General features: G+C 45.6%; 11 protein-coding genes. 9 read left to right on the forward strand and 2 right to left on the reverse strand.

Going from position 1 to position 15,065, the window contains the following annotated elements:
* Positions 1–101: 101 nt before the first annotated feature.
* Positions 102–2,162 carry a transglycosylase domain-containing protein gene (locus tag MHI27_RS00570; protein ID WP_405175361.1) on the reverse strand — a complete coding sequence of 687 codons (2,061 nt, stop codon included), beginning with the start codon at positions 2,160–2,162 and terminating at the stop codon, positions 102–104.
* A gap of 224 nt (positions 2,163–2,386) precedes the next feature.
* Here MHI27_RS00570 and MHI27_RS00575 point away from each other — a divergent pair, with 224 nt between their 5' ends.
* The 3 genes from MHI27_RS00575 to argS all read left to right on the forward strand — a co-directional run bounded on the left by MHI27_RS00575 (position 2,387) and on the right by argS (position 6,027).
* The gene (locus MHI27_RS00575) at positions 2,387–3,571 is read left to right on the forward strand and encodes a hypothetical protein (protein ID WP_405175362.1); all 1,185 of its coding nucleotides are present in this window, start codon (positions 2,387–2,389) and stop codon (positions 3,569–3,571) included.
* 330 nt (positions 3,572–3,901) lie between these two features.
* Positions 3,902–4,345 carry a DUF1934 domain-containing protein gene (locus tag MHI27_RS00580; RefSeq protein ID WP_339248356.1) on the forward strand — a complete coding sequence of 148 codons (444 nt, stop codon included), beginning with the start codon at positions 3,902–3,904 and terminating at the stop codon, positions 4,343–4,345.
* Positions 4,342–6,027, forward strand: coding sequence for an arginine--tRNA ligase (gene argS / locus MHI27_RS00585; protein ID WP_405175363.1), 1,686 nt, complete (start codon positions 4,342–4,344; stop codon positions 6,025–6,027). The genes MHI27_RS00580 and argS overlap by 4 nt, the downstream gene beginning before the upstream one ends.
* Positions 6,028–6,154: 127 nt before the next feature.
* Here the strand turns inward: argS and MHI27_RS00590 are convergent, their stop codons facing one another.
* Entirely contained in the window at positions 6,155–7,324 is a 1,170-nt protein-coding gene (locus MHI27_RS00590) for a S8 family peptidase (RefSeq protein ID WP_405175364.1), read from the reverse strand.
* 458 nt (positions 7,325–7,782) lie between these two features.
* Between MHI27_RS00590 and rpoE the strand changes: the two genes are divergently transcribed.
* From rpoE to rho, 6 genes are all read left to right on the forward strand, one after another.
* Positions 7,783–8,334 (forward strand): DNA-directed RNA polymerase subunit delta, encoded by a 552-nt coding sequence (rpoE, locus tag MHI27_RS00595; RefSeq protein WP_042183972.1) that lies wholly within the window; start codon positions 7,783–7,785, stop codon positions 8,332–8,334.
* A gap of 326 nt (positions 8,335–8,660) precedes the next feature.
* A complete protein-coding gene (locus MHI27_RS00600) occupies positions 8,661–10,268 on the forward strand; it encodes a CTP synthase (RefSeq protein ID WP_076286902.1) in 1,608 nt (535 codons plus the stop codon).
* A 369-nt stretch (positions 10,269–10,637) separates the two neighbouring features.
* Complete coding sequence (locus MHI27_RS00605) at positions 10,638–11,024, forward strand: response regulator (RefSeq protein WP_042123230.1); 387 nt, start codon at positions 10,638–10,640, stop codon at positions 11,022–11,024.
* 208 nt (positions 11,025–11,232) lie between these two features.
* The gene (gene fba / locus MHI27_RS00610) at positions 11,233–12,087 is read left to right on the forward strand and encodes a class II fructose-1,6-bisphosphate aldolase (protein WP_036679934.1); all 855 of its coding nucleotides are present in this window, start codon (positions 11,233–11,235) and stop codon (positions 12,085–12,087) included.
* Positions 12,088–12,274: 187 nt separating this feature from the next.
* Positions 12,275–13,528, forward strand: a complete 1,254-nt coding sequence (locus MHI27_RS00615) for a UDP-N-acetylglucosamine 1-carboxyvinyltransferase (protein ID WP_060623903.1) — start codon at positions 12,275–12,277, stop codon at positions 13,526–13,528.
* Between the two features lie 163 nt (positions 13,529–13,691).
* Positions 13,692–15,044 (forward strand): transcription termination factor Rho, encoded by a 1,353-nt coding sequence (rho, locus tag MHI27_RS00620; protein ID WP_042123234.1) that lies wholly within the window; start codon positions 13,692–13,694, stop codon positions 15,042–15,044.
* The last annotated feature ends 21 nt before the right edge of the window (positions 15,045–15,065 follow it).

The following is a 15,065-nucleotide window of genomic DNA, read 5'->3' on the forward strand; positions in this document are numbered from 1 at the left end:
TACATCCTTTGTGGGAGAAGTGAAAATCGAGTTTGGCCATCCTATGGATTCTACAATAAATAAGTAATAAAAAAGAAAAACCTCTTCAATTAATGAAGAGGTTAATTCAACCACCAGCGTTTAATATTGTTCCACAGGGAACGACTTTCTTCAGCAGGATCTACTTTGCTTTGTACATCATCGACAGCGGGAACTTTGCCATGTTGATCACAGTATTCGGTGGGCTCAGTTCCACTAATGAAAGTCTCCAGTTCTTTTTCGGGACAGGCTGCTGTAGCTAGCTTACCGGATTGCGGATTGATGTATACACTGACTACGCCATCTGGAATGGGAAAAATCTTAGGCGGGATATTTTCCAACGCTTTTTCAGTAAACTCCGCGAAAATTGGAGCTGCCCGTCGGCCATCGGTAGTTGTGATGTCGCGCCCCTTGTCATATCCAACCCAAACTGCAGTGGACAGCTCGGGGGTGAAGCCTACCATCCAGCCGTCTGTATCCGTAGTTCCAGTCTTGCCGGCTACCGGACGTTTGATTATAGAAGCTACGCGGTTTCCTGTCCCCCCAGTCTCAAATACTCCCTCCATTAAACGGGTCAGCACATAGGCGGCAGAAGGCTCTACAATGGCTTCACCCTTTGGCTGTGGTGCTTCATACAGCACCATACCATTAGAATCCGTTATTTTTAGAATGGCTGTGGTGGGCATTTTCTGACCACTGTTTCCAATAACAGCGAATGCCGCAGCCATTTCTAGCGGACTGATCGGTGAGGTGCCGAGTGCCAGTGACGGCACGCTTTGAAGCGGACTATCAATGCCCATCTTGCCTGCCATCTCGCTCACCTTATCCGCGCCGATCTTCATGATCGTATTCACGGCATAGATATTGTCGGATGCTGCAATGGCTTGTCGCATATTGATTTCGCCCAGATACTTATCCCCGAAGTTCCGAGGCTGGTAGGTTTTGCGATTGTTATCATAATGGAACATCGTTGGCTGGCTTTTGAAAACGGAAAGACCAGTCATCTCTTTAGAAGAGAGTGCTGCTAAATACATGATCGGCTTAAAGGACGAGCCAGGCTGACGTGTGGTGGCTAGAGCATGGTTGTATTGGTTGGTACGATAATTTTTTCCGCCGACCATAGCTTTAATGTAGCCAGTGCGAGGATCAATGGAAACAAGAGCGGTCTCCAGATCACTCTTTTGATCCATCTCTTTGTCGACTGCTTGTTCTGCGGCATGCTGCATGTCAGGGTCAAGGGTAGTGTAAACATTTAGTCCCCCTTGTTCCAGCTCATCACTGCTGATGTGAAGAGATTCTGTGGCCAGATTGCGGATATAATCTCTGAAATAAGGTGCAACCACAGTGGTATCCTTCTGGCCTTGTGGCTTTAAGTTCAAGTCCTCCTGAACAGCCTGTCCTGCTTCTTCTTGTGTGATTTGTCCTAAATTGGTCATGACAGTCAAAATGATTTTTTGGCGTTTTTTAGCGTTGTCTAAATGATTGTACGGCGAATAATAGGTTGGTCCTTTTGGAATCCCAGCTAGCATGGTACTCTCTGCCAAGTCTAAGTCTGCTGCAGATTTACCAAAATACATTTGAGAGGCTGCTTCAATGCCATAGGCACCATGGCCATAGTAGATGTTATTTAAATACATGTTCAAGATTTCATCTTTGCTGTATTTCATCTCGAGCTGCATCGTATACAAGGCTTCTTTAGCTTTACGCGTCCACGTCTTCTCGTGGGAGAGATAAAGATTTCTCGCGAGCTGCTGAGTTAGCGTGCTAGCCCCCTGCGTTCGGTTTCCCTCTTCCAGATTGACGAGCACGGCCCGAGCCATCCCTTTCATGTCAAATCCGGAATGCTCGTAAAACTTACGGTCCTCGACGGCTAGTGTGGCTTCAATGAGTAAGGGAGAAATTTGACTTAATTTGACCGGTTCACGGCTACGCCCGTCTGAGGTAAAGGTGGCAAGAATATTGCCCCTGGAGTCGAGTAGCTTGGAGCGCACATCGTCGCCAATGGGAGGGAGATCTTTTTGGTATAGGTAACCGAGCAGAGCTCCCGTGGTCAGTAGAAACAATATAATCATGGCTACCAGCAGCCGGAATAAACGGCGGAAGCGGCTTTTTCGTTTGGGTGGACTCGTTGATTCACGTGACATGATACCAGACTCCCTTCTCCTTGTATTATGGGAAAGGAACTGGAAGGATATTCATTGTATAACTAGGTGATCTGTTAAAGGGACTATCACCGGAGGAGATTTAAATAGGAGATGACAAACTGTTTCCATTTTGTGACTATTCAATGGTGGATCATGCGTGCTTCAGGAGGTATAAAAGAGTAGAGATTGAAAGCGAGGGTATATATACAATAGGAGGTGTCATTATGAACTGGACGAAAAAGATTCACAGATCGACAATAACCGCCCTTTCGGCGACGCTAATAATGGTTTCAGGCTGGGGTGCATCAGCTTCTTCTGTACATGCTGCGGCATCGGCTACACCAGCGGCGTGCGGCACTGGAGATCATGGGCTACTACAGTCTCTGCAAAACAAGCATTCAGGAGACGTATCCACACCGCTTACCTTTTCTGATGTTCAGTTTCTGAATGGAGATATCGGACGGGCAGCAGGCAATGGATTTATGATTGGCACTTCTGATGGAGGCTGCAATTTTCAAGAAATTTATGAAGGCCAATGGAGCTTTAAACAGATTGATTTTCCCGATAACGTGCATGGTTTTGCCCTTGCTTCTGTAGAAGACGGTCAAGCTCGATATTTAATCAGTACCTCTAATGGCGGCTCAGAATGGAAAAGACTTTCGAATAAAGCTGTTAGCTTTGAAAGAATCGATTTTATCGACAGTAAGATTGGTTTCGGGTATAACAGGGCATCAACGTATTACACCAAGGACGGGGGACTTAGCTGGAGTAAGATTTCAACCCCATCCAATACACGCGGTGCTTATTTCAGTGATCGTAATACCGGCTGGGCCGTTGTAACTGTGCCTGGAACCAGCTACCGGGTAATGAAGACCGCAGATGGTGGCAAAACTTGGAGTTTATCGTTAAAGGTAGCCTTTACCGATCCAGAGTATGGGCAAATCACTTCAAAGGGAGATCAAGTTGATGTGGTTCTCTATGGCGGCTCAGGGATGAGTCAAACCTCATACTCCCTATATACAAGTACGAATAAGGGTAAAAGCTGGAATAGAGTGATCGCTCAGGAAACTGCTGGGGGTGGGCCTGCTCCGGGTAGTGGAAGAGCTGTAGTAAATAAAGGGCCTGCGTCTGGCAGACCGGGAAATTTGGAGCTGATAGGGAACAATACGACCTTCTTGGTGGGTTATTCCGACGCAGCAGAAAAAGTAGCGGTAGGACGCACATATAACGGTGGCAAGCAGTGGACCAATCTTCCGACGATTGCTGGGTATGAAGGAGTAATCTCGTTCACTAGTAATAAAGAAGGCTGGCTAGCCGTTCGCGAACGCGATTATTCATCGTTATATGTAACTAAAGATGGCGGCGCATCTTGGCAACTTAGATTTTCGTTGAAAATTTTGTCCTTGTAACGGGCGGGTTAGTAAAGGTAGCGGCGAGCATAGCTTTTAGTTTTCTAAACGGTTCCTAAGGGAACCGTTTTTTTTGTGATTATGAAGTTGGTTGCACTTGTGTACAGTTTTACTACATGTTCCAAGTGTGCTTTTATCCATCAATATGGTAAAATTTTATGAGCTAAGCTAGATCTAATGGATTCTGAGATTGAAATGCTTCTTTGAACTGGATATAGTGTACAATGGGAAAGCGAATAGGCCTTTGAATGAATATAAAAATGTTTAAGTTTTACGACAGGCGTTTTTCTTATGCAGAATGCAGAGGCTTGCAGAATGGAGGAACGTGTGATGCCCGAACTACAGTCTAACAAATATGACGTCTCTATTACGCTCGTGAGCCTTCAAGATGGTCAGCGGAATGTTATGAAAGCGAATGGAGAGGTAGTATCCAAAGGACCGCATCTATATATTCAATATGAAGAGTTAGAGCAAGGCCCTCGAGGAGAGGAAATTTCTGTTCGTACAACAATAAAGATTGCAGGCAATCAGCTAAAGCTAATCCGCCACGGTGGGATACAGTCGGAACAGAGCTTTCAATCCGGACGGCGTCTGCCGGGATTCTATCGTTCACCATATACACAGTTTAATCTTTCTACAGAAACGAACAAGCTGGACGTGGTGCGCGAAGGGCGCTCCCTAACGGTTGCATGGGAATATGATTTGTACGTATACGAGGAATTGTCAGGAAAGTTTGCTATTAGTTTGCATATACAGGAGGAACCGAAATTATGACACAGAGAAAGAATCCGTTGGAGCTAGTGAATGAACGGGTAAAAGAAGCCATTGCCGATGCAATTGTAAATGCAGGAATTGTTGCACCGGAAGAGGTTCCGGATATCGTACTGGAAGTACCAAGAGATAAGGCACACGGTGATTTGGCTACGAACGCTGCTATGCAGCTGACCAAAATCGCAAAACGTAACCCGCGCCAAATTGCTGAGGCAATTATAGAACATTTGGATACTAGCAGCGCTTCTATTGAAAAAGCTGAGATTGCCGGACCAGGCTTTATTAACTTTACGTTGTCCAAGAATTATTTGTATCCAATTATCAGCCTTGTTGCTGAGCAGGGTGATGATTATGGCCGTATTAACATCGGTCAAGGTCAGAAGGTTGAAATGGAGTTCGTCAGCGCTAATCCAACGGGTAGCCTTCATTTAGGACATGCTCGTGGTGCTGCTGTCGGCGATGCGCTTTGCAACGTACTTGATTATGCAGGCTATCAGGTGACACGGGAATATTATATTAATGATGCCGGTAACCAGGTGGTCAACCTGTGCAAATCCATTGAAACTCGTTACCTGCAGGAGCTGGGCCAAGAAGCAGAAATGCCTGAAGACGGTTACCATGGCGAGGATATTAAGGGATTTGCTAAAGAGCTTGTGGCTGAAAAGGGTGATACACTACTCGAAATGAGCCCGAGTGACCGCGCAGCTTTTTTCCGGACTTATGGACTTAATAAAGAGCTCGATAAAATCAAACGTGATCTGGGACTATTCCGCGTAAACTTCGATATCTGGTTCAGTGAGACTTCCCTGTACGAGAACGGAGAAGTGTTACGCTCGCTAGATGAGCTTCGTGATCGTGGAGAAGTTTATGAGCAGGATGGGGCAACCTGGCTGCAAACGACTAAGTATGGCGATGATAAAGACCGCGTTCTGATTAAGAACGATGGCACATACACCTACCTTACACCGGACATTGCTTATCACAGCGATAAGTATGGCCGTGGTTACGATAAAATGATTAACATTTGGGGTGCGGATCATCATGGCTATATTCCGCGGATGAAAGCGGCGATGTCAGCACTTGGCAATGATCCTGAGAAGCTAGTGGTTCTGATTGCTCAGATGGTCAGCCTGTTCCAGAATGGTGAAAAGGTTAAAATGTCGAAACGTACCGGCAAAGCGGTTACGATGGAAGATTTGATGGAAGAAGTAGGAATCGATGCGATTCGTTATTTCTTCACCATGCGTAGCATGGATTCCCATCTCGATTTCGATATGGACTTGGCGATCTCTACTTCTAATGAGAACCCTGTATTCTACGTTCAATATGCGCATGCGCGTATCTGCAGCATCTTCCGTCAGGCAGAGGAGCAAGGGATCTCCATTCCTGATTACGCTGAGATTGACTTCTCCAAGCTGACAGCAGTGCATGAATATGACCTGCTGCGCAAAATTGGTGAGCTCCCAGCAGAAATTGCTGTTGCGGCTGAAGGTTATGCTCCACATCGCCTCATCCGTTATGTATATGAGCTGGCTGCGATGTTCCACAGTTATTACAAAGCTGAACGTGTAATCACTGAGGATGCCTCTCAAACCGTGGCACGACTTGCACTGCTTGGTGCTGCGCGTACCACCATTGCTAATGTCCTGCGTCTTGTTGGTGTTTCCGCACCAGACCGCATGTAATTCAACATCAAACGACAAAAAATCCGCCTTCCGGTTCCCTGGGAGGCGGATTTTATTTTGTGCCGTTCTTCGCACCGGCACAAGCTGCGCTCACGTCAGAGTGACCCACCCGGTGCCCGGGTAGGGTCTATACGTTCGCGGATACCGCCCGCTTGGCCCTCACTCCTGCTTTCAGCAGGCGTAGGGCATCGGCAGCGCCGCCGCCAAGGGATGCGCGTCGCTGCCCCTTGCGCAGCCGCACCGGGGACGCGGTGCGGCGCAAGAGCAGCTTCAGCTCCCTTGGCGAGAGCCCCGGTCGCACCGAGAGCAGCAGTGCAGCGGCTCCCGTGACATGAGAGGTCGCCATGGAGGTGCCGCTCATCTCTTTGTAGCCCTCCTTCAGCCAACAGGAGGTCACGCCTTCGCCGGGGCCATAGACATCGATATAAGAACCGCGGTTGCTGAAGCCAGCAACACGATGTCTTTTATCGATGGCACCCACGGCAATCGTCTCAGGATAACGTGCGGGATAGTCTCCGCCACGTTTTCCATCATTCCCGGATGAGGCGATGACAGCGATTCCGGCTCGGTACGCTTTAATAACCACATTGTGAAGCGCTTTGCTTCTAGTTTTCATTCCGAAGCTCATATTGATGATATCAATTTTATTCTGTACGCACCAATCAATGCCCAGTACAATGTCCGATACATACGCGGAGCCGCTATGATCAAAAGCCTTGACTGGATATAGCAACGCTCGTGGAGCCACTCCCATCATACCGCGTGTTCCTCCTGCCGCAGCTAGAGTGCCGGCGATATGAGTCCCGTGTCCATTATCATCTAGCGGCAACATTCCGCGGTGTAGTAAGTTGACCCCAGAGGCTAATGAATGCTTCAGATCGGGATGGCGGTAATCAGCACCTGTGTCGATTACGCCGATTTTGACGTGAACTCCGGTTGATTTGGACCATGCCTGAGGAGCATGAATGGCTTTTACTCCCCAAGGGAGTGTGGCGGTACCGCTCTTTTCGTTAGCTATGGAATGGATTTGTATTTGTAGATCCTCTTCGACATTTAGGAGGTCTGCAAATCGGTTCATTAGTTTTCCAGCTCCGGCAGCAGGCACAAAAAAGGCCCGAATCAGCGGAGATACCTGCACTTGCCGCAGCTCAGGCTGCTTCGCTTTCAGCGCCTTCCATTGTGTGAATGCCCCGGCATACTGGCGGGGATCATTGAAGGTAAGAATACGCCGCTCACCATTGTTGGGGGCAACCGATATTTCTTCAAGAAGCATGTTCCAAAATTTGTAATAGTCCATAGGTTTCGCTGTCCCCTCCTCGGTGCCCTGCTGCCATATTGTATGAGTGGAAGAGGGGGTCCGAATGGGAACTTGCCCTTTTTTAACGAAATGGGCTGCCCATCGTGTCAAAAGACGGCGCTTTACATAAAATAGACAGAAGAGATTAACACTCTCTTTGTAACATCACGTAAGGAGCCGATCCTTGGCGTGGATACAGTCATGCGCGGAGGGTTTCCTCCGCCTTTTTTTATTTAAAAGGAATTATAAGTTTCAAACCGGTACATATGTTTTGGGTTTATCCTTCTTCAAGATGGAGACAGGTTTCTGCTATGGATAACAGCCTGAAGGCTCTTTCTGTTAGCTGTTACCGCTTTTGACTTGCAATTTGTTGTCAAATAGGTTTTACTTAGTTTTGTTAATGGATATTATTGAAATAAACCGTAATGTGAACAATGCGTGAGAGGAAGTGTCCTTTAGTGAGTACGCCACTCAATTTAAAGCTAGACCCTGAGAAAGTTAAAGAAATGCCGATGGTGGATTTGGCCTTTCTAGTGCTTAAGGCAGCCAATACACCGTATTATTACCGTGATCTGATGGTCGAGGTAGCCAAGTTGCGCGGCATGACCGATCAACAAAGCCAAGATACTATTGCCCAGTTATATACCGAGATTAACATTGATGGGCGTTTTGCCTGTGTCGGAACCAACCTTTGGGGATTGAAACGCTGGTATCCTCTAGAGCGCTCTGATGATCCGGTTGGTAACACCAAACGCGTGCGTATCATCAACGATGAAGACGATGATTTGGAAGATGACGACTTTGCTGAAGAAGAAGAAAACTACGCTGCTGAAGAAGAGGATTTCGACGCTATCGACGAAGATCGCGACGACCTCTATTCCGACGACGACAGCGAAGAAGAAGTCGACGAAGATGTCGTGATCGATGAAGATGACATAGACGAAGATGACTCAGATGAAGACGATGCAGAAGATGACTCAGATGAAGACGATGCAGAAGCTGACAAGTAAGATAAATAATTTCAAAGAGTCTTGCTGATGGTATAATTCCTCCCTTGACAGTGGGGGAACGTCAGAGTAAACTATTGCATGGGCTTATCATGTAAGTTAATAAACGCGTTTCTTAAAATAAAAAGTGCCCCGGTTCTACGGGTGTCACTTTTTTGTTTTTTTAGATGCAAAGTAGCTGTAGTTTTATGTAATTTGCGGGACGACGCTTTATGTTTTCCCCGGTGAATCAAACTTTTGATTTCCCCTGTTTTGATGATAGTAAAACGGGTTACGATAAACACCATGCGCCGCTTTTATGTCTGGACTTTATTTAGGAGGGTTTTACAGTGACAAAGTATATTTTTGTAACGGGTGGCGTTGTGTCTTCCCTGGGCAAGGGCATTACCGCCGCTTCGCTGGGCAGGCTGCTCAAAAACAGAGGTCTAAAGGTAACGATTCAGAAATTTGATCCGTATCTTAACGTAGACCCTGGAACGATGAGTCCTTATCAGCACGGTGAAGTATTCGTAACCGATGACGGTGCGGAGACTGACCTTGACCTTGGACACTATGAACGGTTTATTGATATTAATCTGTCAAAGAACAACAATGTGACGACAGGTAAGATCTATTCATCCGTAATCAGCAAGGAACGTCGTGGAGAGTATTTGGGCGGAACTGTACAAGTTATCCCACACATTACGAATGAGATCAAAGAACGCGTGTTCCGTGCAGGCCGCGAGACCAACTCTGATGTTGTAATCACAGAGATTGGTGGAACCGTAGGTGATATTGAAAGTCTTCCGTTCCTGGAAGCCATTCGTCAGATCAAGAGTGATATCGGACGGGAAAATGTGATGTATATCCACGTAACCTTGATTCCTTATATCAAGGCTGCTGGAGAAGTGAAGACAAAGCCGACACAACACAGTGTTAAAGAGCTGCGCAGTATCGGTATTCAACCGAATGTCATCGTGTGCCGTACGGAATATGAGCTTTCCGCAGATATGAAAGCGAAGATCGCACTCTTTTGCGATATTGATGCTAATGCTGTTGTGGAATGCCGCGATGCTTCAACGTTGTATGAAGTTCCATTGAATCTTCGTGATGAAGGATTGGACGAGATTGTTGTTAATCATTTGAAGCTTACAACACCTGCGCCAGATATGCGTGAATGGGAAAGTATGCTTGAACGGATTCAGAAGCTTGAAAAAACAGTGGAAATTGCGATTGTTGGTAAGTACGTAGCACTGCATGACGCTTATTTGAGCGTTGTTGAATCACTTTCACACGCAGGCTTTGCTGCTAATGCAGAGGTTAAGATTCGCTGGGTGAATGCAGAGGAAATTACGGATGAGAACGTGGATGAAATGCTGCGTGGTATTGGTGGTATTCTTGTTCCTGGTGGTTTCGGTGATCGGGGAATTGAAGGTAAAATCTCCGCGATTCGTTATGCCCGTGAGAAATTGATACCTTTCTTCGGAATTTGCTTAGGTATGCAAGTTTCCGTAATCGAATATGGCCGTTCTGTTCTAGGTCTACAAGGTGCGAATAGCTCCGAAATTGATCCGAACACAACATATCCACTGATCGATCTGCTTCCTGAGCAGAAGGATATTGAAGATATGGGCGGTACTATGCGCCTTGGCTTGTATCCTTGTAAGATTGCTGAGGGTTCCCTGGCAATGTCTTGCTACGATGATGAACTGGTTTATGAGCGTCACCGTCACCGGTATGAGTTCAACAATACGTACCGTGATGAGATTGAAAAAGCAGGTCTGGTTATTTCCGGAACCTCTCCAGATGGCCGTTTAGTTGAGATCGTAGAGCTTCCGGGACATCCTTGGTTCTTGTCGGTTCAATTCCATCCGGAATTCACTTCACGTCCAAACCGTCCACAACCGTTGTTCCGTGATTTCGTCAAAGCTTCTTTGACTCATTCCGAACAGCAGTAATTTTGTAAATATAATTGGAACCTACGGGTTTTATATCAAACCTGAAGAGCCTCCCATAGGAGGCTCTTTTTTTTAACTATTCGAAAGTATAAGTTGTTCATCTATCCTATATGTCTAATATTTTTCGCTTAAACGCTTACCGTCCTTATAGGGACGCCGAAGGTGTTTATGCCTGTTTGTCCATTTTGAAGAGCTCCGTAAATGACATCACTGTAATTCAGACTCTTTATTTACCCATTTTATCCAATTAGCAGGATTTGAGCAGTGAAGCACGAATAATAGGTTTCGTATGGGTTAGTTTCTGAAGGGGCCGTTAGCTGTGGAGAGCGCGGTATAGTCAATCTGGCTTAATCTCTGGGAGGGTATTATATGGAAAAAAAGAAAGTGTTAATTGTCGATGATCAGAATGGGATTCGGATTCTTCTTATGGAAGTGTTCAATAGCGAAGGATATACGACATTTCAAGCAGCTAACGGAAAATTGGCCTTAGACATTGTTCGCAGTGAGTCTCCTGACTTGGTTTTGCTCGATATGAAAATACCGGGAATGGATGGACTCGAGATTTTGAAGCATCTGAAGGAACTAAATCCATCCATTAAGGTCATAATGATGACCGCTTATGGGGAGCTGGATATGATTAAGGAAGCAACCAAGCTAGGCGCATTGATGCATTTCACAAAGCCATTTGACATCGATGAAATGCGGGTAGCGGTCAATATGCATCTTCATAATAAGTCTGTAGATCAATGCAGTTAAAGTAATATTTTCTGTATCGATTCTATTTGGTTATGGTGATTATAAACAGTTTGAGTGCAAATGCTATACGGGCTGGATAAAAATCGTCCCACCGGGACATTTTTTTGTTTATCCTATTTAGTATTTGACTCAGGATGTGTTATAATAAGCCTGTATGTGATGTCGGTTTAAAAACATAGCCAACCAACATTCTTAGGAGGATGAAACCATGCCATTAGTATCTATGACAGACATGTTGAACAAAGCACTTGAAGGAAAATACGCAGTAGGTCAGTACAACATTAACAACTTGGAGTGGACACAAGCTATTCTTGGTGCCGCTGAACAAGAGAAATCACCAGTAATCCTTGGTGTATCCGAAGGCGCAGCACGTCACATGGGCGGCTTCACTACTGTTGTTAAAATGGTAGAAGGTCTAATTATCGATATGAATATCACAGTTCCTGTAGCGATCCACCTTGACCATGGATCTAGCTTTGATAAATGTAAAGCAGCAATTGATGCTGGATTTACATCCGTAATGATCGACGGTTCCCACCACCCAATCGATGAGAACATTGATATGACTAAAAAAGTCGTTGAATATGCTCACGCTAAAGGTGTTTCTGTAGAAGCAGAAGTAGGTACTGTTGGTGGACAAGAAGACGACGTTATCGGCGGCATCATGTATGCTAAGCTTGATGAGTGCGTACGTATTGTTAAAGAAACAGGTATCGACACTTTGGCTCCTGCACTAGGTTCCGTTCATGGACCTTACCATGGCGAGCCTAACCTCGGATTTAAAGAAATGGAAGAAATCCGCGACGCTACTAACATCCCAATGGTTCTTCATGGTGGTACAGGTATTCCTGAACATGACATCAAGAAAGCTATCTCCTTGGGTACTTCCAAAATCAACGTAAACACTGAGAACCAAATCGTGTTCGCAAAAGTTGTTCGCGAAGTTCTAGCTGCTAAACCTGATGCTTACGATCCACGTACATTCATCGCACCAGGTCGCGATGCGATCAAAGAAACCGTTATCGGTAAAATCCGCGAATTTGGATCCAACAACAAAGCCTAATCATTGTTAGCTTCCGCCACAGGTGGACAAGCAATTTGTAAAGGGCAGGGTGTAGCTCTGCCCAGTTGAATAGTTTGATGAGGAAAGCACACCGCTTAGCCGGTGTCTTTCCATTTTCATCACTAAAAGTCCACAGCACGTATTGCCCACACAGCTGCAATACACGTAGGGGGAAATTGATAAATCTATGGAAAAATTAATGATTGGCGGTGGACGTCCGCTAGAGGGCGTTGTAACCATCAGTGGAGCAAAGAATAGTGCTATTGCACTTATTCCTGCGGCGATTTTGGCCGAATCTGAAGTTGTTCTTGATAATTTACCGTCCCTTAGTGATGTAGCCGTTTACTCCGAAATCTTGCAAGAGCTTGGCGCAAGTGTATCTTGGTCAGGCAACCAGATGAAAATTGATCCTTCGCGTATTGTATCTATACCTATGCCTAATGGTCCGGTTAAGAAACTTCGAGCTTCGTATTATATGATGGGAGCTCTACTTGGAAGATTCAAAGAAGCGACAATAGGTCTACCCGGTGGTTGTAACTTCGAACCTCGTCCAATCGATCAGCATATCAAAGGATTCGAGGCACTGGGAGCAACAGTTACCAACGAACATGGTTCTATCCACTTATATGCTAAAGAGCTACGCGGTGCGAAGATTTATTTAGACGTATCAAGCGTAGGTGCCACTATTAACATCATGCTGGCGGCTTCACGTGCCAAAGGCTCCACAATTATTGAAAATGCGGCTAAAGAGCCTGAGATTATAGATGTAGCAACCCTATTGAACTCTATGGGCGCTGTTATTAAAGGCGCCGGTACAGAAACCATCAGAATCGAAGGGGTATCGGAGATGCACGGTTGCCGTCACTCCATTATTCCCGATCGGATTCAAGCAGGAACTTATATGATTGCCGCTGCGGCTACGCGTGGTAATGTGTTGATAGATAACGTTATTCCTAAGCACTTAGAAGCTTTAACGGCCAAGCTTTTAGAGATGGGCGTTGATATTGAAGAGCTTGACGAAAGTATTCGCGTTATAGGTAGAGCTAAATATGAGCACGCAGATGTCAAAGCGTTGACCTATCCTGGCTTTCCTACAGATTTACAATCTCCTATGACAAGTATGTTGACACAGGCGGAAGGCGTTAGTGTGCTTAGCGATTTCGTCTACAGCAACCGTTTTAAACATGTGCCAGAATTGGTACGGATGGGCGCGAAAATACGCGTTGAAGGCCGTTCTGCAATTATTGAGGGTGGTAAGCTTAACGCTGCAAAGGTGAAAGCGACTGATTTACGGGCAGGCGCTGCTCTTGTCATTGCTGGATTGACAGTAGGGGATGGGATCACCGAGGTGACCGGCGTAGAATATATTGACCGTGGTTATGATAATTTAGTGAGCAACCTTCGACAACTTGGTGCTCATGTTTGGCGTGAGAACGAATAAAATTAGGATATCCCGTTTGGAAGGAGGTTTATTTGCTTATTTACCGCATATATCCTTCCAAATTGGGTATTAATATCCTAATGGGCATTTTAATAGACTCATCATTTTGCCTAGTAGATAGACTAGGGCGAACTCATTTAAAAATTGAATAGGTGGTTATTACATGGATCTTCAAATTTCCGATTTGGAAGAAATGAAGCTGACCGAGTTGTATAAGCTGGCCAAGAAATACCAGATCCCTTATTACGGACAGCTGAAGAAACGGGAACTGATCTTTGCGATCCTTCGGGCACAGGCAGAGCAAAGCGGTCTTATGTTTATGGAAGGCGTACTGGAAATTCTACCTGAGGGCTATGGATTTCTAAGGCCGATTAACTATTTGCCTAGCGCTGAAGATATTTATATCTCAGCCTCACAAATTCGGAAGTTTGATCTCAGAAGCGGAGATCTTGTATCTGGGAAATGCCGGACGCCGAAAGAAAATGAACGATATTTTGGCCTGCTTCAAGTCAATGCCGTTAATGGCGAGAACCCTGCTAGCGCAGCGGAGCGACTACATTTTCCAGCATTAACACCACTTTATCCGCAAGACAAGCTACCGCTTGAAACATCCCCTACTCATTTGTCTACCCGAATAATGGATTTGCTCGCTCCTGTAGGTTTGGGGCAGCGGGGTTTGATTGTAGCACCTCCTAAAGCAGGAAAAACGCTCCTCTTGAAAGAAATTGCCAATAGTATTTCCACTAATAATCCTGAGATTGAACTCTTTGTATTGCTAATAGATGAGCGTCCCGAAGAAGTAACTGATATGCAGCGTTCAGTAAAAGGCGAAGTGGTTGCATCGACGTTTGATGAGCTTCCAGAGAATCATATTAAAGTGGCCGAACTTGTGTTGCAAAGAGCTCTTCGTTTAGTTGAGCACAAGAAGGATGTAGTTATTCTTTTAGACAGCATTACCCGCCTTGCACGTGCGTATAATCTTGTGGTTCCACCATCTGGACGCACGCTTAGTGGGGGGATTGACCCAGCAGCCTTTCATCGGCCGAAACGGTTTTTTGGCTCTGCACGGAATGTAGAAGAGGGCGGTTCACTGACTATTTTAGCAACTGCTTTAATTGATACCGGATCACGTATGGATGATATTATTTATGAAGAGTTTAAGGGTACTGGTAATATGGAGCTTCATTTGGACCGCAAATTGGCGGAACGCCGTATATTCCCTGCTATTGATATTCGTCGTTCAGGTACACGTCGTGAAGAAGTGCTCTTGAGCAAAGAAGAGCTTGATACGATCTGGGCGATTCGCAAAAATATGAATGAATCCTACGATTTTGTGGAGGGATTCATCAAAAAGCTGCGTGATACAAAGACTAATGCTGAATTCTTAGCATCATTTGACGTTGCGGGAGCTAAACAATCGCCAAATGGAACTGCAAGTAGCGGAGGAACTTCCAACAGTGGTACGGCTGCTCGTCGCACAACACGGGCAAAGACTTCTTCAGTACCTACAACTTGAGAATTGATAATAAGAGGAGAC

The sequence above is a fragment of the Paenibacillus sp. FSL H8-0261 genome (genome assembly GCF_045040645.1).
Taxonomy (GTDB): domain Bacteria; phylum Bacillota; class Bacilli; order Paenibacillales; family Paenibacillaceae; genus Paenibacillus_AQ.

Bases quoted from the DNA above. Each gene is read 5' to 3' on its own strand.
- argS (WP_405175363.1), top strand. From the start codon at position 4,342: ATGACACAGAGAAAGAATCCGTTGGAGCTAGTGAATGAACGGGTAAAA.
- fba (WP_036679934.1), top strand. From the start codon at position 11,233: ATGCCATTAGTATCTATGACAGACATGTTGAACAAAGCACTTGAAGGA.
- MHI27_RS00575 (WP_405175362.1), top strand. From the start codon at position 2,387: ATGAACTGGACGAAAAAGATTCACAGATCGACAATAACCGCCCTTTCG.
- rho (WP_042123234.1), top strand. From the start codon at position 13,692: ATGGATCTTCAAATTTCCGATTTGGAAGAAATGAAGCTGACCGAGTTG.
- MHI27_RS00605 (WP_042123230.1), top strand. From the start codon at position 10,638: ATGGAAAAAAAGAAAGTGTTAATTGTCGATGATCAGAATGGGATTCGG.
- MHI27_RS00590 (WP_405175364.1), bottom strand. From the start codon at position 7,324: ATGGACTATTACAAATTTTGGAACATGCTTCTTGAAGAAATATCGGTT.
- MHI27_RS00580 (WP_339248356.1), top strand. From the start codon at position 3,902: ATGCCCGAACTACAGTCTAACAAATATGACGTCTCTATTACGCTCGTG.
- MHI27_RS00570 (WP_405175361.1), bottom strand. From the start codon at position 2,162: ATGTCACGTGAATCAACGAGTCCACCCAAACGAAAAAGCCGCTTCCGC.
- MHI27_RS00615 (WP_060623903.1), top strand. From the start codon at position 12,275: ATGGAAAAATTAATGATTGGCGGTGGACGTCCGCTAGAGGGCGTTGTA.